Origin of the sequence: Micromonospora sp. NPDC049282, from assembly GCF_043197045.1 — a bacterium.
Taxonomy (GTDB): Bacteria; Actinomycetota; Actinomycetes; order Mycobacteriales; family Micromonosporaceae; genus Micromonospora.
This window is the reverse complement of sequence record NZ_JBICSL010000023.1, coordinates 36,062-56,759: the sequence shown is the minus strand read 5'-3', so window position 1 is coordinate 56,759 and position 20,698 is coordinate 36,062. Positions and strand designations below refer to the sequence as shown.

The following is a 20,698-nucleotide window of genomic DNA, read 5'->3' as shown; positions in this document are numbered from 1 at the left end:
TCGGTGATCGCGGCCGAGTCGTGGCCGCCGCCGCCGTGATGGTGTCGGCATCGCTTCCCGCCTTCCTCGTCGGCGCGTTGGCTCCGCACATCGGCACCGAGATGCCGTTCGCAGCGGCCGAGGTCGGAATCACGATGGCGTGTACCTTCACGGTGGCCGGCGTGCTTTCCCCGCTGGGCGGACGGCTGGTGCAGCAGCTCGGTGCCCACCGCGTCGCCCGGATCATCTCGGCGCTGTGCACGGCCGGGCTCCTCGGCATCAGTGTCGCTCACGCCGTCTGGCAGCTGGTGGGGGCACTTCTTCTGGTGGGGCTGGCGAATGCGCTGTCGCAACCGGCGTCGAACCAGCTGCTCGCTCAGTTGCAGACACCGCGACGGCGCGCGCTCGCGTTCGGCGTCGTCCAGGCAGCCATCCCTGCGGCCGCGCTGGCCGCCGGCGCGGCCCTCGCCGTCGCCAGCCATGGTGTGGACTGGAGGGCGACCACACTGGTAGCCGCGGTGTGCACGATCGCCGTGCAGGCAGTCGTGCCGCGCCGACCGGCAAGCTTGGCGCCGGTTCCACCCGCCCGCACACCAGGGCGCACACCGATGGCAAGGCCATCCCGCCCGGTGCCGGCAGGACAACTCGCCACACTCGTCCTCACCGGTGCCCTTGCCTCGGCGGCCGCTACCGCGCTGCCGACGTTCATCGCCACCGCCGGGCTCGCCCAAGGGCTGAGCCCGTTCACAGTCGCCGGCGCGCAGATGGCCGGCAGCATCGGCAGCATCGTCGTCCGGGTCCTTGCGCCGGTCGCGGTCAGCCAAGCTTCCGAGCAGCGCAGGTTCACGCTGATGGCCGTGCTCATCGGGGCCGGCACCGCTGGCTTGCTGCTGCTCGTGCCCGGCACACCGGCCGCCTTCGTGCTCGGCGCGGTGCTCGGCCTGGCTTTCGGCTGGGGTTGGAACAGCCTGTACAACCAGCTCGTCGCGGCCACGGCACCGGGCCGGGTCGCAAGCACGACCGGCTCCACCCAGGCTGGCGTCTTCCTCGGCGGAACTGCGGGTCCGGCACTTTTCGCGCTGGTGGCGGCCCGTATTGGATTCCCCACTGCGTGGACGGTGATGGCGGTGCTCATGGCCGTCGCCGCTGCTTGCGCACTGGCCGGACGGGCGGGTCGCCGCCGGCCCACCGCTTCCCAGATGACAACAGCCGAAAGGATCTGACATGCCCCTACGACGCGCATACGCCGACACTGCCCTCGGCCAGTTCCACTACGCCGACGCCGGCGCCGGCCGCCGCACGATCCTGATGCTCCACCAGGCACCGCGGTCACTGGACGAGTTCGTGGAGGTCCAGCATGAGCTGTCCACGGACTTCCGCACGATCGCCATGGACATGCGTGGCTTCGGCCTGAGCGCGCCTCTGGCCGCCCCCCAGACCATCGAGGCCATCGCCGAGGGCGTTCCAGCCCTGCTGGACGCGATCGGTGTTGAGACCGTCGTGCTCCTGGGTCACCACACCGGGGCAGTTGTGGCCCAGGAGGTGGCGGCGGCCTACCCCGAGCGGGTCGAGGCCCTCGCGCTTTCCGGGATGCCGTGGATCGGCCCGGAGCGACGGGCTCGCGATCACGGCGTCGGTGTGGACGATGCCCAGACCGCCGCGGACGGCAGTCACCTCGTCGACCTTTGGCGGCAACGGCTGCCCTACTACCCGCAGGGGCGACCCGATCTGCTTGACCGGTTCATCCGCGACGCCCTCGCGCCCGGCGTTGACCCGGCGGAGGGCCACCGTGCCTGCGCCCGCTACGTCATGGACGAGCGCATCGGCCTGGTCCGCTGTCCGGTCCTGGTCTTCGCACCGAGCGACGATCCGTTCGCTGCGCCCGCCGTACCGCTGGTGGTGGCCGGCCTCAGCGGGGCGGCCCGGGTAACGACCGCGCCCCTCGAAGGAGCGATGATCCCGGCCATGGAGCAGTGCGCCGACCAGGTCGCCGCACACCTGCGCGCCTTCCTGTCTGCTTGAGCGGCCGATGCCCGGACCGGCGGCCGCCGGTCCGGGCATCGGCACTCAGCCGAACGGGTCGGCGCTCACGCTGCCGAGGAACTCTGTGACGACCGCGGCGAACTGCGCCGGGTCGTGGTCGACTGAAGGCACGCCGACGCCCTGCAGGGTGGCCGTATGTGCCTGCGGCAGATGCGCCACCAGTTTCGGTACGTCCGGGAGCGAGAACGCGTCGAGCTCGCCACAGACCACGAGCGCCGGCGCGCGGACGAGATCGATCCGCTCGTCCATGCGGTAGGCGTTCACCGCCAGGTGGCCCTCCTCTACCCGGTCTTGCACCCGTACGGCATCCGCGACGAGGCGGTGCAACAGGTCCGGACGGTCGGCTGGATAGAAGGGCACCCGCTTGTTCCACAGCGCCTGGTAGTGGCTGCCGTCGTCGGAGATCGGCACGCCGTCGATCGACGGCCGGCGGCTCACCTCGTCACGCCTGCGGGCGTCGACGTACGGCACCCCGGACAGCACCAGCGCCGTGACGAGGTCGGGGCGGCGCGCGGCCAGCTCGAGCGCGATCACTCCACCGGTGTGGTGGCCCACGACCGCGACGCGGGTGAGTCCGAGGGCGTCAGCGAGGTCCTCCACGCCGTCGGCGAACAGCTCGATGTTCCACGGCTCAGCCGGGCTGTCCGAGCTGCCGAAGCCGAGGGTGTCCGGCGCGATCACCCGATGGTCACGCGCCAGCAACGGGATGACCTCGCGGTACTCGTCCCACGAGCGTGGCGTCTGGTGCAGCAACAACACCGCGGTGTCAGAGCCCACTTCGCCGTCTCGCCGCCCCGACCGCGCGGCCTCCACGTAGTGGATCTGGCCGTGTCGTGTGTCGGCGTAGTTCTTACGCATCAGTCTTGCACCACCTGTTCGTCGTGCGGACACAGCACCAGGCGCCCCCGTATCTCACCCCGCTGCAACCGCGTCATCGCGTCCTCAAAGCCGGACCAACCGACCCGCTCCACCGGCACGGTGAGCGCGCCCTCCGCCGCGAGCCGGTCGACCGCGGCGAGCGCGTCGATCGGCCGGTCACCGCGGCGCAGCATGTTGACCGGGAGCAGGGCGACGTCGGCAAGAAGCCAGTTCGGCAGGTCGAGGGTGATTGCGGTACCCGCCGTGTGGCCGAGCGCTGCGATTCGGCCGCCGGGTGTGACGCCCGCCCGCAGGAGCGCCTCGAGGACCGGACCGCCGACCGTGTCGATCGCAACGGTGGCCGGCCCTGTCGCGGCGAGTGCCTCGACCAAGGCCTCGCCCTGCCCGACCACCGGCTCGACACCTGGTGGCAGCTCGGCCACGCGGTGCTCGGCCGACACGACTCCATACACCCGGCGTACGCCGGCGCGTCGGGCGAGCTGTGCGGCGACCGCGCCTACTGCCCCGGCTGCGCCGGTGACGATCACGGTGTCGTCGGCGGTCACCTGGGCGACGTCGTGCACTGCTACGTATGCCACAGTGGCGACGCTCGGCAGTGCCACCGCGAGTGCGGGGTCGAGCCCCGACGGGGCGCTGGACAACGAGGCGGCCGGCGCGGCCACCCATTGGGCCCAGCACCCATCGCGGGTAATCCCCAGCCCGGCGCCCCGAAGCCGTACCCAACGGCCAGCGCCAGCGCCGTCGACCACCACACCGACAGCCTGGCTTCCCCCGATATAGGGCAACCCCGGCCGACGCCCGAAGGTCCCGGAGGCGATGGTCCGGTCCAGGTGTGTGACGGTAGCGGCACGCACCTCCACCAATACTGAATCGCCCGCGACGACCGGGACCGGCACCATCTCGAGGCGCGGCGGGCTGCCGAACTCGTGCACCCGGGCCACTCGCATGACAGGTGAGGTGCTCATCCTGCGAAGACCGCCGGGCGATCGGCAGCCCACGGTCGCGCTTCCTCCAACTGCGCAGCCACCGCGACGAGCAGATCCTCGCGGCCGAGTGCCGCCACCAGCTGGATACCGATCGGCTCCCGGTCATCGGTGAGCGTGGCGGGCAAGGCGATCGCCGGCTGCCCCGTCGTGTTGAACGGAGCGGTGAAGGACAGCACATCGATGGAGGTTTGGATGCCGTCGGGCTCCCGCCACGGCCACGAGACCGGCTTGGGAGGTGTCGCGAACACCGGGCTCAGCAGCAGGTCGAAACCCGACTCCCACCAGGTCGACATCCGGGCCCGGAATGCCCCCTGCCAGGCGAAGGCGTCGGCCAGCTCGACACCGGTGATCCGGCGGCCGCGGTGTTCCCAATACTCGGTGACGGGGTCGAGGTCACCCGGCTCCGGAGGGCCGATCTCGCGGGTGAGCATCTCGATCGTTTGCACCACGGTGACGCTGAGGGCGTCGAAGAACATCGGCATGCACTTCGAGTCGTCCATCGCCTCGGGGTGGTCGTCGACCACGTCATGGCCGATCGACGCCAGCAGCTGCGCGGTCTGCCGCACCGCCGCGCGCACCGGCCCGACGACCTGCGGCGCGTGGCCGGGGGCCTGATCCATCACACCGATCCGCAGCCGTCCGGGATCCCGGCCGACCTGCCCGATGAGGCCACCGTCCGGCAATGGCCGGCGAAGTCCCACATCGGCCGGAGAGGAGATCGCTACAGCGTCGAGCACCCGAGCGGTGTCGCGGACGGTCCGGGTGACCACAGCCGGGACGCTGTGCCCCCACCGGGTCGGGGCGCCGGGTCCACCGCTGATCCGGCCCGCGGTCGGTTTGAGCCCGACCAGATGGCAGAAGGCCGCGGGCATCCGGATCGAGCCACCGCCGTCACCGCCCTGGGCGACCGGCACCATCCCCGCAGCGACGGCGGCGGACGCCCCACCGGACGAACCTCCCGAGGTGAGGTCCGGGCGCCACGGGTTACGAGTGATGCCGTGCACCTTGGTCTCGCTGACCGACAGCACACCGAACTCCGGCGACGACGCCTGACCGACCATGACGAAGCCGGCGTTGCGCAGGCGTTGGACGATCAGCGAATCCTTGACGGCGCGGCGCCCATGACGGGCGGGCCAGACGCTGCCCAGGTTCGCCGGGTCTCCGGCGCTCTCATTGAGGGACTTCGTCAGGCACGGCACGCCTGCGAACGGCGCTGACCTGTCGACGCGCTCCGCCTCGGCGCGTGCCTCGTCATAGCGGCGGTGGGTGATGCAGTTGATCTCGCCGTCCACTTTTTCGATTCGCTCGATCGCGGCGTCGACGAGCTCGCGCGGAGTGACTTCACCCTTGCGCACCAGCTCGGCTTGCGCGGTGGCGTCCAGGTCGACGAGGTTCAACGGACGGGCTCCTTCGTCTGCTCGGCGGGGTGATGGCAGGCGACATGGTGGTCGTCGTGCGCGTTCAGAACTGGTCGCTGCGTGACGCACACGTCCTCTCGGCGTGGGCAGCGTGTCGCGAACGAGCACCCTGTGGCGGCCGTGAGTGTCCCTGCGGATCCGCCAGGTCTGACCTTGCCGCGCCGCGCTTCGGGGCGTTGCCGCGGGTCCGGAGACGGCACTGCGGCGAGCAGCGCCTGCGTGTACCAGTGGCGTGGTTGGGCGAAGACCTGAGTGGTGTCGCCCATCTCGACGACCTCACCGGCGTACATGACGGCGACCCGGTCGCTGATCTTCTGCACCACCGCCAAGTCGTGAGAGATGAAGATGTAGGTGAGCTGGCGGTCCCGCTTGAACTCGGTGAGCAGGTCGAGGATCTGCGCTTGAACCGACACGTCCAGGGCGGACGTTGGTTCGTCGAGGATCACCACGTCGGGCCGCTTCACCAGTGCGCGGGCGACGGCGATCCGCTGTGCCTGTCCGCCGGAGAACTCATGCGGGAACCGTCGCTGTGCCCCTGCGGGAAGACCGACCTCGTCGAGCGCGCCCGCCACCTGGTCGCGGCCCTGTTTCGTGCGCGCTTCCCTACCCAGCGGCTCGCCGACCGACGTACCGACCCGCAGCTTCGGATTGAGTGAGCCCAGCGGGTGCTGGAAAACCATTTGAAGACGCCCGGCCAGGGCGGTGCGACGCCGGTGCTCTACCGGCTGGCCGTCAAAGGTGATCGTGCCGGCGGTGGGCGCCTCCAGGCCCGCCAGCATCCGAGCCAGGGTCGATTTTCCCGATCCGGATTCTCCGACGATGGCGAGCACTTCGCCTTCGCGCACGTCCAGCGACACGCCCCTCACTGCGGCGATGTGCTGGCCCTTGGAGCGGAACGTCTTCCGCACGCCCTGAATGGTGTAGACAGGCCGTCCCCGGGGGGCTGTGGGCGCCGCGTCGGTCTCTCCTACCCGCGGCATCGCGGCGAGCAACCGCCGCGTGTAGTCAGCACGGGGGTGTAGGAGGACGTCGCTCACGGCACCGTGCTCGACGATCTTACCGTCGAGCATGACGCCTACCCGGTCAGCGGTCTGGGCGATCACGCCCATGTCGTGCGAGATGAGGAGAACGCCGACGCCGAACTCGTCGCGGACCTCCCGGAACAGTTCGAGGATCCCGGCCTGGACGGTGACGTCCAGCGCCGTCGTGGGTTCGTCCGCCAACAGAATTCGCGGATCACCGGCGAGTGCGAGCGCGATGGCGACTCGTTGACGCAGTCCGCCGGACAGCTGGAAGGAGTACTGCCTGGCACGGCGTTCCGGCTCAGGGATGCCGACGCGGTCCAACAGCTTCACAACAGCTTTACGCCGGTCCCGGCCCCGTAGTCCGCCGTGGCGATTGATGACTTCGGCGAGCTGGTTGCCGACGCGCATCGACGGGTCGAGGGCACCCATTGCGTCCTGGAAGATGGTGCCGACCAGGCGGCCACGGATGCCGCGCCAGCCCTTCGTGTCGAGGCCGAGCAGGGCTTGGCCACAGACAGCCAAGCGCTCAGCCTCGACACGAGCACCTCGTGGAAGCAGACCGGCACAGGCCATGGCAACGGAGCTCTTGCCGCTTCCGCTCTCACCGATCAGCCCCAGGATCTCGCCCGGCTTCATCCTGAGCGAGACATCCTGCACCGCTGCCGGTGCGTCACCGTAGGTGATAGTGAGACCACTGATGTCGAGGAGCGGCTGCGATGCGGTGGCGGTGTCACGCATGGGTGGGTCTGCCTCCACGAGGTAGGGCTGGCCGGGTCATCGGAGCGTCGCGTCCTTGAGCAACAACCGGGTGTTGGACGGCTCGGCGCTGAACTTCACGCCGGGCGCCCACGCCTCCCAGACCTGAACCGACGCGTACGGAATGAGGATGTAGGCCTTCTCGGCGATGTACCGGTTGATCTCCCGGTAGGCGGCGGTGCGCGCTTCGTCGGTCTGCGCATCCTCGACCGCGGCAGCCATCATCTGCCACAGCTTGTCGTCGTTGATCTTGGTGGCTGCGCCGCCCTTGGCGAACCACAGGTCGAGGTATTGGCTCGGGTCTGCGTTGAGCGCAGCTGTCAGCTGGACCAGATCGGCGTTCCACTTGCCTGAGGTGATCGCGCTCACCAGGCGGCTCCACTCGACCTGGCGGATCTCGACGGTCACACCGATCTTCGCCAGCTGCTCCTTGACCAGCTGTGCCGTCGCGAGCTTTTCCGGTGACTCCGCACGGATCGCCAGGGTGATCGTCACGTTCTTTGCGCCGGCGTCGGCGAGAAGCTGCTTCGCCTTCTCCGGGTCGTACTGATAGTTGGGCATGTCGGCGCCGACGTCGGCGCCGAACGGGTCACCAGGAGGGATCACGCCGGATGCGACACCCGCGCCCTGCGAGCCGATTTCGATCAACTGCTTGCGATCGACTCCGAGGTTCACCGCCTGACGGATGCGCTCATCCGACAGCGGCCCTTCCTTCACGTTCATCGCCAGCCAGTACGCACCCACCCGGTAGGTGTCTCCGACGGTGAATCCGGCCTTGTCGAGCTGCTGGGTGTTGCGCGGCAACCGCACCTGGGTCATCTGGATCGCGCCGGACTGGAGGGCCTGAACCCGGGTCGACTCGTCCGGCATGACGCGGTACTGCACCTTGGCGATTTCCGGTGCACCGTCCCAGTAGTCGGGGTACGCCGAGGTCGTGATCGTCGAGCCCTCCTTGAACTCGTCGAGCTTGTAGGGCCCAGTGCCGTTCTCCTGGGTCTTCAGCTCGTCCACCGACTTGGCGGTGACCCACTTCTTGTTGACGATGCCTCCGCTCCAGGGCTGGGCGAGGAGGCGGGGAAGGGAGGTCTGCGGCTGGGTGAGCTTGACGACGACCTGGCTGTCGCCCTTCACCTCGACATCGGCGATGCGGTACAAGGATTTGTACGGGGAGTTCTGCTTCGGATCGACGATCCGCTTGAGGCTGAACTGAACGTCCTCGGCGGTGAGCTCGCTGCCGTCGTGGAACTTCACGCCCTTACGGAGCGTGAACTCGTACTCCGTCGGGGACGTACGCTTCCACTGCTCCGCGAGGGCCGGCTCGACGGTCTTGCCGTCGGGAGCCAACTGAAGGAGACCCTCGTAGAACTGGGCGACCATGCGCTTGGCGTCGTGCGCCTGCGCCATGATGGGGTCGAGCCCGCTGAGCGGCTGGGTCTCGTCGGCGATCACGAAGGTGTCGCCCTTCTTCAGCTTCGACGCGGAACCTGCTGCGCCCTCGCCGGATCCTCCTCCGCATGCTGTCAGGAGCAGGCTGGCGGTCGCGGTGACGGCGACCCCGACGAGTCGCATTCTTGTTCTGGATGTCATGACGTCGGTTACCTTTCACGGATCTCCGGCAATGGAGGTTGGACGTGCGTTTTCAGACGATCGACTTGCGTGAAACGGCGAAGCCCTCTCCGATCAGGCCCCAACCGACGGAGGAGAGCACGAGCGCTGCGGCGCCGCCGAGGACCAGCCATGGAGATCCAGTCATGTAGCTCTGCGACTCGAACACCATTCGGCCCCAGCTCGGCGTCGGCGGCTGCACTCCGAGCCCGAGGTAGCTGAGGGACGATTCGAGGAGGATGACGATCGCTGCGGTGTTGGCGAGCTGGATTGTCATCAGTGGGGCAACGTTCGGCAGCAGGTGCTTGAGCGCGATCTTCGGCTCGGCGACACCGGACACGCGGGCGGATTGGACGAACTCACGTTCGCGCAGCTCGAGACATCGCCCACGCACCACCCGGGCGAAGTGCGGAACGGTGACGAGCGCGAGCACCGCGATCAGGGTGGTCTTGCTCGGGGACAGGACTGCTACCACGCCCAGCGCCAGAAGCATCGAGGGAAAGGAGAGCAACAGGTCGACCGCCGACATCAGGATCGTGTCGAGCCAGCCTCCGCGCAGGCCGGCGATCAGTCCGATCGCCGAGCCCACTGCCATGGCGAGCAGGGCGCTGGCCAGGGCGATGGACAAGGACGTTCGGCCAGCGACGCAGAGGCGGACGAAATAGTCACGTCCGATGTCGTCGGTGCCCAACCAGTGAGTACCGTTCGGCGGCTGGAATGGAATGCCGGCCACCTCGGTGGGCGTGAACGGACGTAGCACTCCGACCCCGAACGACAGGGCGAACAGCGTCAGCAGCAGTGCGATCCCCGCCACGATCTCGACTCGGCCGCGCAGAAGCGCCGCGCGTCGGCCTTTGCCCTTCGTTGGCTGTGTCACGGGTGCCGTGGTGGACACGTCGGCAAGGGCGGTCATCGCTTGGCACCCACCTTGGGATCGAGGAGCGGATAGGTCAGGTCGACGGCGAGGTTCATCACGACGTACACGGCACCCAGCAGCAGCAGGCAGGCTTGGGCGACCGCGTAGTCCTGCTGTTGGAGGGAATTCACGGTCAGCTGACCGATGCCCGGGATGGCGAAAACGTTCTCGACCAGGACTGCTTCGCCGATCAGTCCAGCCATCTGCAGACCGGCGATGGTGACGACAGGCGCTGACGCGTTGCGCATGCCGTGCCGAACGGTTGCGCCGAAGCGGGTCGATCCGGCCGCCAGGGCGGTTCGGATGAAGTCCTGCTCGTAGACCTCGAGCATCGAGGTCCGCATGTAACGGCAGATCGTCGATCCAAGCGGAAGTCCGAGAGCCAGGGCGGGCAACAGCAGCGACTTCAGGTTGCCGCTCGGATTCTCGGCGAACGCGACGTACTGCAAGGTAGGCCAGCTCGGCGCCCAGGTGGAAGCGGCAAGCACGAGCACTACGCCGAGGACGAAGACCGGCGTGGCGAGTCCGAGGAACGTGCCGGCCCGGGCGAGCCGGTCGATGACTCCGCCGCGGTTGAGCGCGGCGAGCGCGCCCAACGGGACCCCCCACAACACGGATATCAGCGTGGCGGCGGCTGCGAGCTCAACCGTGCCCGTCAGCCGATCGGCGATCATCTCGCTCACCGGCAGCCCCGAGAACATCGAGGTGCCGAAGTTGCCCTGGAGCACCTGTCCGAGCCAGGCGAAGTACTGGACGACCATCGGCTTGTCGAGGCCCAGCTGTTCCGACAGGCGCGCCCTGGCATCGGCGTCGGAGTAGGGACCCGCGAGGACATCGACCGGCGAGCCCGGCAGCGCCTGGACCAGTGCGAAGGCGAGGATAGACAGCAGCCAGAGAACCACCGCGCCACGCAACACGCGCCCCAGGATCATCAAGATCAGCGGCGGTACCCGCAGCGTCCGGCCCCAAGAGTCCCTGAATGGTTTGACGGCAGCGGTGCCGACTCGAACCTCACCCACGGTCATCCTTCCGACGGGGGCCCTCAGTGTTGTGATGCTCACAGTGCAGCGCTACGACGGTGTTCCGTTCAGCGAACCTGGTGCGGGCGCAGCAGAAGCACCGGATCCGGGTGCGGTACTCCCGCCCCGTCAAGTTCGGCTCGGACGGCGCCGGCTGCCAAAACACCCGGTACCTGAGGACCGGACTCCAGGTTCTCCGCCGGCAAGGGCTCGCGCGGCGGCCGAGTGAACCGGCAACGGCCGTCTCGGTCAACGGACCGCGTTGCTGTGCCCCTCACCATGGCTCGGCGAACGATGCGGCTGATGCGCCGTCAGCTGTTGTCCGCAGAGGAGAGCCATGTCCCAGACCAGCGCCCATGAACTTCTCGGCATCTCACCCCAGGACGAACAGCTGCTCCGCGATCGGCTGGAGAAGCTCACGGAGCTCCTGCTCGGCGTCAGTCACGACATTCACGCGCATCCGGAGGTCGGCTTCGAAGAGGTGCGTTCCAGCGAGCTTCTCGCCTCCGCCCTCAAGGAGCACGGGTTCCGTGTCCAGAAGCCGCTCGCAGGTCTCGAGACTGCCTTCCTCGGCACCTTCGACACGGGCCGGCCCGGCCCACGCGTCGCGGTGTTCTGTGAGTATGACGCGCTCCCGGAGATCGGACACGGCTGCGGGCACAACGTGATCGCGTCCGCAGGGCTCGGCGCGGCTCTGCTCACCAAAGAGTTGCTCGTCACTGAAGAGCTTGGCGGCACGCTTCTGGTGGTCGGCAGCCCCGCGGAGGAAGGAGGCGGCGGGAAGGTACCGATCATCAACGCCGGCGTGTTGGACGGTGTGGATGCGGCGATGATGCTGCATCCCTCGGGAGAGAACCTCTCCGCCATGCGGACGCTCAGCCGGGCGAGCATGGAGGTGCGGTTCACCGGCAAGGCCGCCCACGCGGCCGTGAGTCCTCACCAGGGCGTGAACGCCCTGGACGCCGCGGTGCTCACGCTGAACGCGATCGCGCTGCTCCGCCAGCAGGTGACCCCTGACGTCCGCATCCACGCGATCATCACCGACGGCGGCCAAGCGCACAACATCATCCCGGAGCGCGCAGTCGTCGTAATCTCGGTTCGTTCGGAAGACCCGAGGTTTCTACTCGAGAGCCTGCGACCGCGGGTGGAGAACTGTGTGCGGGGGGCAGCGCTGGCCACCGGTGCGCAAGCGGACATCAAGCACATCGATCCGCCGTACCTCTCCATCGCGCCGAACCCGGTGCTCGAACAGATCGTCGACGATGCCTACCGGCGGATCGGACGCGTCACGGAGCCGCACCGCGAGGAGGTCTTCCCCGGCTCCACGGACATGGGCAACGTCAGCCAGGTCGTGCCATCGATCCACCCCAACATCGAGATCGTGCCCGGGCTGACCATGCACAGCCGGCAGGCCACGGAGCTCGTCGGCGGCGAACACGGCGACAAGGCGGTGCTGGACGGAGCGATGATGCTCGCGATGACCGCGAGCGCCCTGTTCCGCGCACCCGGCCTGGTCGACGGGATGAAGGCGGAGTTCACCGAAGGCGTCAGGGTCTGATCGGCGCGTGACACCGGTCGGCGTACGGCTGCGTCCGTCGACTGGTCGCGCTGCCCCGGAGTTGAGAAACGTCGAACAGCGCCGAAGGCCACCAGGAGCGCCACGAAGGCGATGCCATCGGCGGTGGCGAGCTACCGCACGGCTACCGCTCACTCACAGTGTGTAGGAGGAGGTCAGCTATGGATACGATCGCGATCATCGGAGGCACGGGACCGCAGGGAAAGGGGCTCGGCTACCGCTTCGCGAAGGCTGGGCACCGGGTGGTACTCGGCTCCCGGTCCAAAGAGCGTGCCGCGGCGGCTGCCGAGGCGCTCCGGCTACGGATCTCAGGGAGCGGGTCTCTCGACGGTGCCGACAACGTGAAGGCAGCCGAGATCGCCGACCTCGTCGTCGTTGCGGTTCCCTACGACGGCCATGATGCACTTCTTGCCGAGTTGGGCGACCATCTCGCCGGGAAGGTCGTCGTGAACTGCGTGAACCCGCTCGGCTTCGACAAGGCCGGCCCCTACGGTTTGGATCTTGGCCCGAGTTCGGCTGCCGAAAAGGCGCAGGCTCTGGCGCCCGAAGCACACGTAGTCGGGGCGTTTCACCACCTGTCCGCGGTGAGCCTGATCAGCGGGGCTGACCTGCTCGACCACGAGGATGTTCTGGTCTGCGGCGACGACGCCACCGCGAAAGCCAAAGTCCTCGAGCTAGCCGCCACGGTCACCGGAAAGCCCGGGATCGATGCGGGCCCGCTTCGTCTTGCGCGTCACCTGGAGCCGTTGACCGCGGTCCTCATCTCGATCAACAAGCGCTACAAGGTGCGGTCGGGAATCGCAATCTCCGGCTTGACCGGGGTTCCGAACCGATAGCCAACCTGGACTCCGCCTGCACGGGGCCATCCCGCTCGGCTGACAGTCACACCACCTGGCCCAGGCGGAGTCCCGGCTGTCATCCGAGGCCCTGCTCCCTAAATCCCGTGGGTGATGCGACCTCCCGGCTCGCGTACTCCGACGTTTTCGGGTGCCTGCCCTGCGGCGTCGCGTTTCACCCGCGCGGCCACGGGAATCGGAGGCGGACCACCGCGCCGGGGCGGTGGACGACCTGCGGGAGGGTGATGAGCGACAGCAGGTGGCCGGCGGAGTCGGGAGGGTTCGGACGCCGCCTGGACGAGCATGAGCCGGGTGCCGAGCGACCAGAGCCGACCGGGAGCAGGATGGTGGACAGCGCCGTCTACGCCGACGGCCGCCGCCACGCCTCCCCGGCTACCCTCACCGACACCTACCGCTGCCTGCAGGAGCTGGACGATGCGATGGCCTGGATCGGCCTCTACCAGCCGAGCACGCCAGCGCGAACGCGGCGGCGAGGAACTGGCGGCGAGCCCGCACCCGCACGGCGGCCGCATGCGTCGCCATTTCGAATTTGAGCCGGGGCGCGGGCTGCGGACCGTTGAGCATGTCGGGACATCAACCACTCAGGTAGCTGGTCGGCATGCCTGGTGGGGGCGTCGCGGCCCACCCTCGCCCACCGCAACCAACCGGGCCTGCGAAGCCTCCTGCTCCAACTTCTCCTCGCGCCGTACGCAAACCTCCTGGCGGAACAGCAGGGCAGTGAACAAGACCGCGACCGTAGACATCACGACGCCGGCGATACTTCCCCACGCCTGCAACCAGTCCGTGACCTTCGGCGCTTCTGCAGCGAGCCAGAGTAGGGTTCCGGCGCCACAGCGCGCCGCAGAGCTTCCGGCACGGACCTGAGCGGTCAAGTCGCCGGCCGGTCTGCCTTGGGGGTCCACCCGCTACCGTTCAGCCAGGCGGTGCCGCCCACCCCGGCCTGCGGGAACGGTGTCGTGTTGTGGCTGCGGGTGCCGAGGTCGGGGCGTTCCTTGCGTTCCTGCTCGTCGATCTTGATCAGGTCGGCCATGGCCTCGACGTACTGGCGCTCGGCGACCAGCAGGAACGTGACGAACTCCTGCACCACCTTCTGCACCGCCGCCTCCGGGTTGGAGCACGACGAGAAGAGCCCGTTGACGGCCTCGATGTAGCCCTTCAGGACGTCGATGAGCGTCCCGATGTGCTGGTAGCCCAGGCTCGCGTACGCGTTGCGCAGGCCCTCCAACATGCTGGCGGCCTTCTTGCCTTCCTCAGCCAACCACCGCGTCTGCGTCTCCAGCTGCGTCAGGTAGGCAACGGCGCGGTCGGCGTACTGTCCGAAGGCCTGCGCGGCGCTGCCGTCCCAGTAGAGCTTGAGGTTCTTCAGCTCCGCGTCCATCTCGGCGCGCAGCTCGGCGTAGGTGCCGGCGGCCGAGTGCAGCAGGTCGGCCCGGTTCCAGATCACCTTCGGCGCAGAACGCCACGCGTGGACCATCAGATCGGTCAGCGGAAGGCGGTCGCCGGTGCCGAGCTCGATCAGGATCGCCTCCAACTGCAGAAGCGTGTCCCGGTGCTCGTGGATGAACGTGTCGAGGCGGTCGCCCTCACCGTTCTCGTAGTACGTGGTCCGGCCACCGGTGAAGCCCAGGTTGTTGCCGTCGCTGCTCCCGATCGTGATCGGCTCCTCCACCTCGCGCGTACGCGGAAGCCGCTCGCTGCGGGTGGCGCCGAGACGGTCGTTGCCCTCCGGGATCACCACCACCGGCTGGTCGTCGGGCAGCCTGCGGTCGTGAGGCCGGGAGACGATGCCGGCGCCGCCCGGGCGCACCCGCACGCTGTCGCCGTACCCCTCGCCGAGCGGCAGGTAAGGGCCCAGATCCTGATTGAACACGTCGAAGTCGGTGGCGACGTCGAGGTCGGTGCCCTCGTAGTCGGCGGCGATCTGCATCAACCCGTCGGCGATGCGTTCCATCTCGTTGCGGGCGATCGTCGCCTCGGACAACCGGCTCCCCAACGCGGTCGCCCAGTCCCGGTTCAGCTTCTCGGAGATTCCTTCCAGGGTGCCCCAGGCCGCGACCGGTACGGCGCCGATGTCGCCGAGGTAGCGGCGCATGGCGCTGTAGGTGACGGCGTCCTCGTAGCGCTCCTTGCCGAACGCCACCAGCGCCCGCGACTCGACCCGCAGGGCCGACGTGTCCGTGGTCATGATCCGCTTCTCTCCCCGTGCGGTGACTCGACCGGCGTGAACAACTCCACCCCGATGGGCGAGCCGAAGTAGTCGACGCGCAACTGCCGATACCGCCGCCGGTGATCAGCCACCGCCGCCAGCAGGGCCGTACGGATCTCCGACGCCACCTCGTCCGGACCGCACCGGCGCAGCATGCCGGGCCGAATGTCGACCTTGAGGTCACCGTCGTGGCCGCGGACGACGGTCACCCAGCCGTTGGTGGAGACACCTTCGGCCTGGATCCGGGCCACGTCGTCGAAGTAGCGCTCCAGCTTGCCCACGGCGGGCTCCTAGTCGGTGGCGTCGAGCGTCATTGCCTGGTCGGTGATGTGCTGCGCGCTGAGGTTCGCGTACGCGATGACCTGCTCGATCGGACGACCGGGACTGCTGAAGTCGGCGAGGATGTAGGCGTAGCGCCGATCGGAGGCCAGGAGCACACTCGCGAAGATCTTGTCGTTGATCCTCCGCGCGCAGGAGCGGGCCACCTCGTACCGGGGCGCGCTCGAGTTCGGGACCGCCTCACCCTCGCACGGGCCCGTCGTGGCCGTTCTGCGGAGGAACGCCTCGTCGTCGCTCTCGATCAGGCTCAGCAGGATCCTGCCCCGGTAGGCCTGGTCAGCGGAGGTGAAGTCGAACTCGCAGCGCACCCGGGACCGGTCGACCTCGCGCTTCGGCTCCGCACGTGTCAGGGTCCACGACCCCGCCATCACCTCCGGGAGGGCGTCAGCCACATCCCCGCACGACGGAACGACTTCGTCGTGACCGAGCGGGCCCCACCGCCACAGGCCGAGCAGGCCGAGGACCACGACGACAACGGCCGCAGCCGCAAGGGCCAGGACTTTCCTACTCATCGCACGACTCACCGCTGAGACCGCTGCTCAGGCACCGGAGCATCCACGTCGTGTGCCGGCCGCTGCAATGCGGCCAGAGCGACCCTGGCCGCGGCTCGGACCTGCCGGGCCAGCGAGTCGTCCGTGTGCCGGTGCAGCCCGTCGACCTCAACCGCGATGTCACCCCGACTGGATGCAGCGATGCGGACGGACCGGTCGGGCGAACAGACATCCACGTCATGGCGGTGTCCGGCGGCCTCGGGAACGGATGGTCCTCGCGACCCGGGAGTCATCGCACTGGTCCTCTCCGGGCAGGCGGGTGAACCGCAGCGCTCAGGTCGTGCCCGATGGACGCGTCCTCCCGTCGCAACGCCATCATGGCGGCGACCCTATCAATGCGCGTCACCGCCTCGCCGCCCTGAGTGATCGCAGCAGATCGGATCGCCAGCGCCCGCATCAACCCCGCCTCAGGATGATGAATCAATGCGGCTGGCGTGAGGATCCCGCGGAGGGAACCTCATCGAGCAGATCGTGCCGGACAGCTTCCTCTGCCCTGTGCCGTCGGCGGTTCCAGACCAGGAAGACCACAAGCGCCAGCAGGATCAGAACCACCAGGCCGGCCCCACCAGCGATCACGGCGACCTGCCTGTCGCTCGGGCCACCCTGGTCGCCGTACCTCGTGACATCGAAGTTGTCGTCCTCGGCTGCCTGGGGAGCACCGGTGGCCGGGGCCGCCGGGCCGAGCAGGGGATTCTCGGAGATCGTCGGCACATCAGCGGTCAACACGGCCACCGGGTCGACGAGACCGAAGCCGTACTGCGGATCGCGGCCCTTCGATCCGGCGTCGCGGGCGGTCCGGATGATCCTGTTGATGACGTTCGTCGCGTCCAGGTTCGGATACTTCGACCGGATCAGCGCGGCGACGCCGGAGACGATGGCGGCGGAGTCCGAGGTGCCGTCACCCCAGCCGTAGCCGTGGTCCGGGCCGATGTTGAAGATGCCATCGCCGGGAGCTGACACCACGGCCTCGGGACCCTGCACCGAACCGGACCAGAATGCGCCGCCACGGGTCGTGCCGGTCACCGCGATCACGCCGGGAATGTTCGCCGGCGAGATGACGGCCCGCTCCCCCTTGGCGATGTTGCCGGCAGCGACGACCACGACGACGTCCTTCGCGAGGGCGTACGTGATCGCCTGCTTCTCCCCCGGCGAGGCCGCAGCCGGACTTCCGACGGACACGTCGACCACCTTGGCGCCCCCATCGACCGCCATCCGGATGCCCTGGGCCACCGCTTGGCTGCTGGCCTTACCCTTCCCTTTCTTGATCTTGATGGGGAGGATCCTGGCGCCCGGTGCGATCCCGTCCACGCCGTCGGCGGCGGCGTTCGTCGCCGCGATGATGCCGGCCATGTGGGTGCCATGACCGTCCTCGTCGGCGCGGCCGTCGCCGAACGCGCCGTAGCTGCGGCCACCGGGAAGCACCCCAGGGCCTCGGCAAAGTCGTGACGGTGTCTGACTTGTGAGGCTTGGAGTAGAAGCGCCGCTGTTGGTGGCAGCAAGACGGGCATGACCTGTTCGGAAGATCATCAAGGTTCCTACGCCATGCTGATCGCCGAAGTGAGTCATGCCCGCGCTGCCATCATCGCTGATCTCGTCCTTGTCCTGCGCACCGGCTCTGACCGTTGTCGAAACCGCCGGTGGGCTGCCCGAAGCGCTCGCCGGTCTGCCTGATCCACGAGCCAGGCGAGGTGTCCGGCACCGGCTGACGGTCGTGGTCACCGCAGCGGTGTGTGCGGTGGTCGCCGGCTACCGCTCGTACGCCGCGATCGCCGAATGGGTCGCCGACGCGCCGGCTACAACGGCTCTCGCCTTGGGCATGACTGCCGACCGACGCCCATCGGAGGCGATGATCCGTCGACTGTTGCAGGCCATGGACCCACAACTACTGACCGCGGCGATCAGTGTCTGGCTCGCCGGCCGGGCCACCGCCACCACCTCGACGGCCGGGCGGGCGATCGCCTCGACGGCAAGGCCCTGCGCGGCTCTCGCACCACCGACACCCCTGCCCGGCACACGATGACCGCCTGCGACCAGAGCACCGGCGTGGTCCTGGCCAGCATCGACGTGGACGGCAAGACCAACGAGATCACCCGGTTCCAGCCTCTGCTCGAACAGATCAGCGACCTCCGCGATACGGTGATCACCGCCGACGCCCTGCACTGCCAACGCGAGCACGTCACCTACCTCGCGCAACGCGGCGCCCACTGGATCCTCACCGTCAAAGGCAACCAGCCCCACCTGCACGCCCAGCTCACCGCACTGCCCTGGCGGGCCGTCCCGGACGCCACCTGCGACACCGACCGCGGACACGGCCGCCGCGAGATCCGCAGCTGCAAGATCCTGACGATCTCCACCGGCATCGACTTCCCGTACGCCGCCCAAGCCATCCAGATCCGCCGCCGCAGACGCCGCCTGGACCAGCCGAAACGCTTCACCACCGAAACCGTCTACGCCATCACCAACCTCCGCGTCCACCAAGCCAAACCGGCACAACTGGCGGCGTGGACCCGCGGCCACTGGTCCATCGAGAACAAGGTCCACTGGGTCCGCGACGTCACCTACGACGAAGACCGCAGCCAGATCCACACCGCCAACGGACCCGAAGTCATGGCCGCTCTGCGCAACGCCGCGATCGGCGCCCTACGCCTGACCGGAGTCACCAACATCGCCGCCGCCAACCGGCATCACGCCCGCGACAGCACCCGCCCGCTGGCACTGCTCGGCATCACCTAACGACTTTGCCGGGGCCCTGGGCAACTGGTGACCAAAGTTCCCGGACGCTCACTCAGATGAGGCCGTGGGCGAGCATCGCCTCGGCGACGAGCCGGAAACCGTCGATGTTGGCTCCAGCGACGTAGTTGCCCGGCATGCCGTACTCGTCGGCGGTGGCGTAGCAGCGGGCGTGGATGGTCCGCATGACTTCCCGCAGCCGCTGCTCAGAATGGTCGAAGGTCCACGAGTCGCGGCTGGCGTTTTGCTGCATTTCCAGCGCGCTTGCCGCGACTCCGCCGGCGTTGGCCGCCTTACCGGGCGCGAACCGCACCCCGGCCTCGGCGAAACCCCGCACCGCCTCCGGCCTGGTGGGCATGTTAGCCCCCTCCACCACGGTGGTGCAGCCACCCGCAATCAGGCTGAGCGCGTCGGCGGCCGTGAGTTCGTTCTGCGTCGCGCAGGGGATCGCCACCTGGCAGGGCACCTGCCAGATCGGGCGACCGGCGACGAACGTGGCGTGCGGATGGGCCTCGACGTATTCGTCGATCCGTGCCCGGCGAACCTCCTTGACCTGCTTAAGCACCTCGACGTTGATTCCCTTTTCGTCGTGGACATACCCAGAGGAGTCCGAACATGCCACCACGGTGCCACCGAGCTGATGCACCTTTTCGATCGCGTAGATCGCCACGTTGCCCGAGCCGGAGACCACCACCCGCTTTCCGTCGAGGCTGTCGCCGCCATCGGCGCGTAGCATCTCCTCGGCGAAGAACACCGCACCGTAGCCGGTAGCCTCCCGGCGCACCTGGGCACCGCCGTAACTGAGGCCTTTGCCGGTCAGCACCCCGGACTCGTACCGGTTGGTGATCCGCTTGTACTGCCCGAACAGGTAACCGATCTCTCGGCCACCGACTCCGATGTCGCCGGCTGGCACGTCCGTGTACTCGCCGATGTGCCGGTATAGCTCGGTCATGAACGATTGGCAGAACCGCATCACCTCCCGATCGGAGCGGCCCTTGGGGTCGAAGTCCGCACCCCCCTTGCCGCCGCCGATCGGCATGCCAGTCAACGCGTTCTTGAACACTTGTTCGAAACCGAGGAACTTCACGATCCCCAGATAGACCGACGGGTGGAAGCGAAGACCTCCCTTGTACGGGCCCAGGGCGCTGTTGAACTCCACCCGGAAGCCGCGGTTGATGCGGACCTCACCGCGATCGTCCTCCCATGGCACCCGGAAGATGATCTGCCGCTCCGGCTCGCAGATCCGCTCAATGATCTTCGCTTCGGCGTACTCGGGATGCCTCTCCAGGACCGGCGTCACGTTGTCGAGCACCTCCCGCACCGCTTGGTGGAATTCGCCCTCGCCAGGGTTGCGCCGCACCACCGAAGTGAAGATCGACTCAAGCTTGTCCTGTACCGACACGAATACTCCTCGGTGTGCAAACATGGCCGGTTTGCGGCGGCACGCTAGACGCCCACAAGTCACCCCATACCACGGCCTCTTCAAGAGCAACGTTGCTGTTGAAGGACCTGTTGTGGTACGGCTGCTACGGCGTGTTGAGCGAGAAGCTCCGGCAGGACGAGGTCTTCTCACGGACCTTGTCCTTGCCGGCGCTTCGTCGTCGTTCAGTGTGACATTCTCAGCTGCTGGTCCGTTATCGCGGTGCCGGTTGGCGAGGTGACGGGTGTGCCGTAGCCCGCTGGAGCTGCTGGTCGGGTGTCGGAAAACCGGTCGCCGCCAGGCCGGGATCATGCGGCAGCGGTCGTCCTGGCGCTCCCTGCGGCGACGGCGGCGGGGATGAGTGAGCCTTTTCCAAGCTGATCTTGCAGCTCA

Annotated in this window: 18 protein-coding genes; 6 read left to right on the top strand and 12 right to left on the bottom strand. The window is 68.3% G+C overall.

Translation table 11 applies throughout. The features are described 5' to 3' along the window. Window positions 1-20 precede the first annotated feature (20 nt). Together ACGFI2_RS27480 and ACGFI2_RS27475 are read left to right on the top strand one after the other, a co-directional pair. Complete coding sequence (locus tag ACGFI2_RS27480) at window positions 21-1,202, top strand: MFS transporter (RefSeq protein WP_393522145.1); 1,182 nt, start codon at window positions 21-23, stop codon at window positions 1,200-1,202. Window position 1,203: 1 nt separating this feature from the next. Beyond that, the gene (locus ACGFI2_RS27475) at window positions 1,204-2,001 is read left to right on the top strand and encodes an alpha/beta fold hydrolase (protein WP_393522143.1); all 798 of its coding nucleotides are present in this window, start codon (window positions 1,204-1,206) and stop codon (window positions 1,999-2,001) included. Window positions 2,002-2,046: 45 nt separating this feature from the next. Here ACGFI2_RS27475 and ACGFI2_RS27470 read toward each other — a convergent pair whose 3' ends face one another. From ACGFI2_RS27470 to ACGFI2_RS27440, 7 genes are all read right to left on the bottom strand, one after another. Continuing rightward, the gene (locus tag ACGFI2_RS27470) at window positions 2,047-2,880 is read right to left on the bottom strand and encodes an alpha/beta fold hydrolase (protein ID WP_393522141.1); all 834 of its coding nucleotides are present in this window, start codon (window positions 2,878-2,880) and stop codon (window positions 2,047-2,049) included. Next, window positions 2,880-3,833, bottom strand: coding sequence for a zinc-binding alcohol dehydrogenase family protein (locus ACGFI2_RS27465; RefSeq protein WP_393522139.1), 954 nt, complete (start codon window positions 3,831-3,833; stop codon window positions 2,880-2,882). Before ACGFI2_RS27465 ends, ACGFI2_RS27470 begins: the two co-directional genes overlap by 1 nt. A gap of 29 nt (window positions 3,834-3,862) precedes the next feature. Then, complete coding sequence (locus ACGFI2_RS27460; RefSeq protein ID WP_393522137.1) at window positions 3,863-5,284, bottom strand: amidase; 1,422 nt, start codon at window positions 5,282-5,284, stop codon at window positions 3,863-3,865. Further along, window positions 5,281-7,068, bottom strand: coding sequence for a dipeptide ABC transporter ATP-binding protein (locus tag ACGFI2_RS27455; protein ID WP_393522135.1), 1,788 nt, complete (start codon window positions 7,066-7,068; stop codon window positions 5,281-5,283). Before ACGFI2_RS27455 ends, ACGFI2_RS27460 begins: the two co-directional genes overlap by 4 nt. Window positions 7,069-7,104: 36 nt before the next feature. Then, complete coding sequence (locus ACGFI2_RS27450; protein WP_393522133.1) at window positions 7,105-8,655, bottom strand: ABC transporter substrate-binding protein; 1,551 nt, start codon at window positions 8,653-8,655, stop codon at window positions 7,105-7,107. A 70-nt stretch (window positions 8,656-8,725) separates the two neighbouring features. Continuing rightward, complete coding sequence (locus ACGFI2_RS27445) at window positions 8,726-9,604, bottom strand: ABC transporter permease (RefSeq protein ID WP_393522131.1); 879 nt, start codon at window positions 9,602-9,604, stop codon at window positions 8,726-8,728. Beyond that, window positions 9,601-10,626, bottom strand: coding sequence for an ABC transporter permease (locus tag ACGFI2_RS27440; protein WP_393522129.1), 1,026 nt, complete (start codon window positions 10,624-10,626; stop codon window positions 9,601-9,603). Before ACGFI2_RS27440 ends, ACGFI2_RS27445 begins: the two co-directional genes overlap by 4 nt. Window positions 10,627-10,963: 337 nt before the next feature. Between ACGFI2_RS27440 and ACGFI2_RS27435 the strand changes: the two genes are divergently transcribed. Next, window positions 10,964-12,184, top strand: a complete 1,221-nt coding sequence (locus ACGFI2_RS27435; RefSeq protein ID WP_393522127.1) for a M20 family metallopeptidase — start codon at window positions 10,964-10,966, stop codon at window positions 12,182-12,184. 179 nt (window positions 12,185-12,363) lie between these two features. After that, window positions 12,364-13,038 (top strand): NADPH-dependent F420 reductase, encoded by a 675-nt coding sequence (npdG, locus tag ACGFI2_RS27430; RefSeq protein ID WP_393522125.1) that lies wholly within the window; start codon window positions 12,364-12,366, stop codon window positions 13,036-13,038. 889 nt (window positions 13,039-13,927) lie between these two features. Here npdG and ACGFI2_RS27425 read toward each other — a convergent pair. The 4 genes from ACGFI2_RS27425 to ACGFI2_RS27410 form a co-directional block, all read right to left on the bottom strand. Then, entirely contained in the window at window positions 13,928-15,244 is a 1,317-nt protein-coding gene (locus ACGFI2_RS27425; RefSeq protein WP_393522124.1) for a hypothetical protein, read from the bottom strand. Further along, window positions 15,241-15,546: a hypothetical protein gene (locus tag ACGFI2_RS27420; protein WP_393522122.1), complete on the bottom strand. Its 306-nt coding sequence runs from the start codon at window positions 15,544-15,546 to the stop codon at window positions 15,241-15,243. Before ACGFI2_RS27420 ends, ACGFI2_RS27425 begins: the two co-directional genes overlap by 4 nt. A gap of 9 nt (window positions 15,547-15,555) precedes the next feature. After that, on the bottom strand, window positions 15,556-16,128 hold the full coding sequence (locus tag ACGFI2_RS27415; RefSeq protein ID WP_393522120.1) for a hypothetical protein: 573 nt from the start codon (window positions 16,126-16,128) through the stop codon (window positions 15,556-15,558). Between the two features lie 447 nt (window positions 16,129-16,575). After that, the gene (locus ACGFI2_RS27410) at window positions 16,576-17,577 is read right to left on the bottom strand and encodes a S8 family serine peptidase (RefSeq protein ID WP_393522118.1); all 1,002 of its coding nucleotides are present in this window, start codon (window positions 17,575-17,577) and stop codon (window positions 16,576-16,578) included. A gap of 142 nt (window positions 17,578-17,719) precedes the next feature. On the opposite strand from ACGFI2_RS27410, the gene ACGFI2_RS27405 reads away from it, so the two are divergent. Together ACGFI2_RS27405 and ACGFI2_RS27400 are read left to right on the top strand one after the other, a co-directional pair. Further along, window positions 17,720-18,175 carry a transposase family protein gene (locus ACGFI2_RS27405; protein WP_393522116.1) on the top strand — a complete coding sequence of 152 codons (456 nt, stop codon included), beginning with the start codon at window positions 17,720-17,722 and terminating at the stop codon, window positions 18,173-18,175. Further along, a complete protein-coding gene (locus ACGFI2_RS27400) occupies window positions 18,172-18,888 on the top strand; it encodes an ISAs1 family transposase (RefSeq protein ID WP_393522114.1) in 717 nt (238 codons plus the stop codon). The genes ACGFI2_RS27405 and ACGFI2_RS27400 overlap by 4 nt, the downstream gene beginning before the upstream one ends. Before the next feature lie 52 nt (window positions 18,889-18,940). Here the strand turns inward: ACGFI2_RS27400 and gdhA are convergent, their stop codons facing one another. Continuing rightward, window positions 18,941-20,311, bottom strand: a complete 1,371-nt coding sequence (gene gdhA, locus ACGFI2_RS27395) for an NADP-specific glutamate dehydrogenase (protein ID WP_393522112.1) — start codon at window positions 20,309-20,311, stop codon at window positions 18,941-18,943. Window positions 20,312-20,698: the final 387 nt, after the last annotated feature.

Excerpts from the sequence above, each read along its gene's own strand:
- ACGFI2_RS27475 (WP_393522143.1), top strand. The coding sequence starts at position 1,204 with ATGCCCCTACGACGCGCATACGCCGACACTGCCCTCGGCCAGTTCCAC.
- ACGFI2_RS27470 (WP_393522141.1), bottom strand. The coding sequence starts at position 2,880 with ATGCGTAAGAACTACGCCGACACACGACACGGCCAGATCCACTACGTG.
- ACGFI2_RS27455 (WP_393522135.1), bottom strand. The coding sequence starts at position 7,068 with ATGCGTGACACCGCCACCGCATCGCAGCCGCTCCTCGACATCAGTGGT.
- ACGFI2_RS27450 (WP_393522133.1), bottom strand. The coding sequence starts at position 8,655 with ATGCGACTCGTCGGGGTCGCCGTCACCGCGACCGCCAGCCTGCTCCTG.
- ACGFI2_RS27445 (WP_393522131.1), bottom strand. The coding sequence starts at position 9,604 with ATGACCGCCCTTGCCGACGTGTCCACCACGGCACCCGTGACACAGCCA.
- ACGFI2_RS27435 (WP_393522127.1), top strand. The coding sequence starts at position 10,964 with ATGTCCCAGACCAGCGCCCATGAACTTCTCGGCATCTCACCCCAGGAC.
- npdG (WP_393522125.1), top strand. The coding sequence starts at position 12,364 with ATGGATACGATCGCGATCATCGGAGGCACGGGACCGCAGGGAAAGGGG.
- ACGFI2_RS27425 (WP_393522124.1), bottom strand. The coding sequence starts at position 15,244 with ATGACCACGGACACGTCGGCCCTGCGGGTCGAGTCGCGGGCGCTGGTG.
- ACGFI2_RS27405 (WP_393522116.1), top strand. The coding sequence starts at position 17,720 with ATGCCCGCGCTGCCATCATCGCTGATCTCGTCCTTGTCCTGCGCACCG.
- ACGFI2_RS27400 (WP_393522114.1), top strand. The coding sequence starts at position 18,172 with ATGACCGCCTGCGACCAGAGCACCGGCGTGGTCCTGGCCAGCATCGAC.
- gdhA (WP_393522112.1), bottom strand. The coding sequence starts at position 20,311 with ATGTTTGCACACCGAGGAGTATTCGTGTCGGTACAGGACAAGCTTGAG.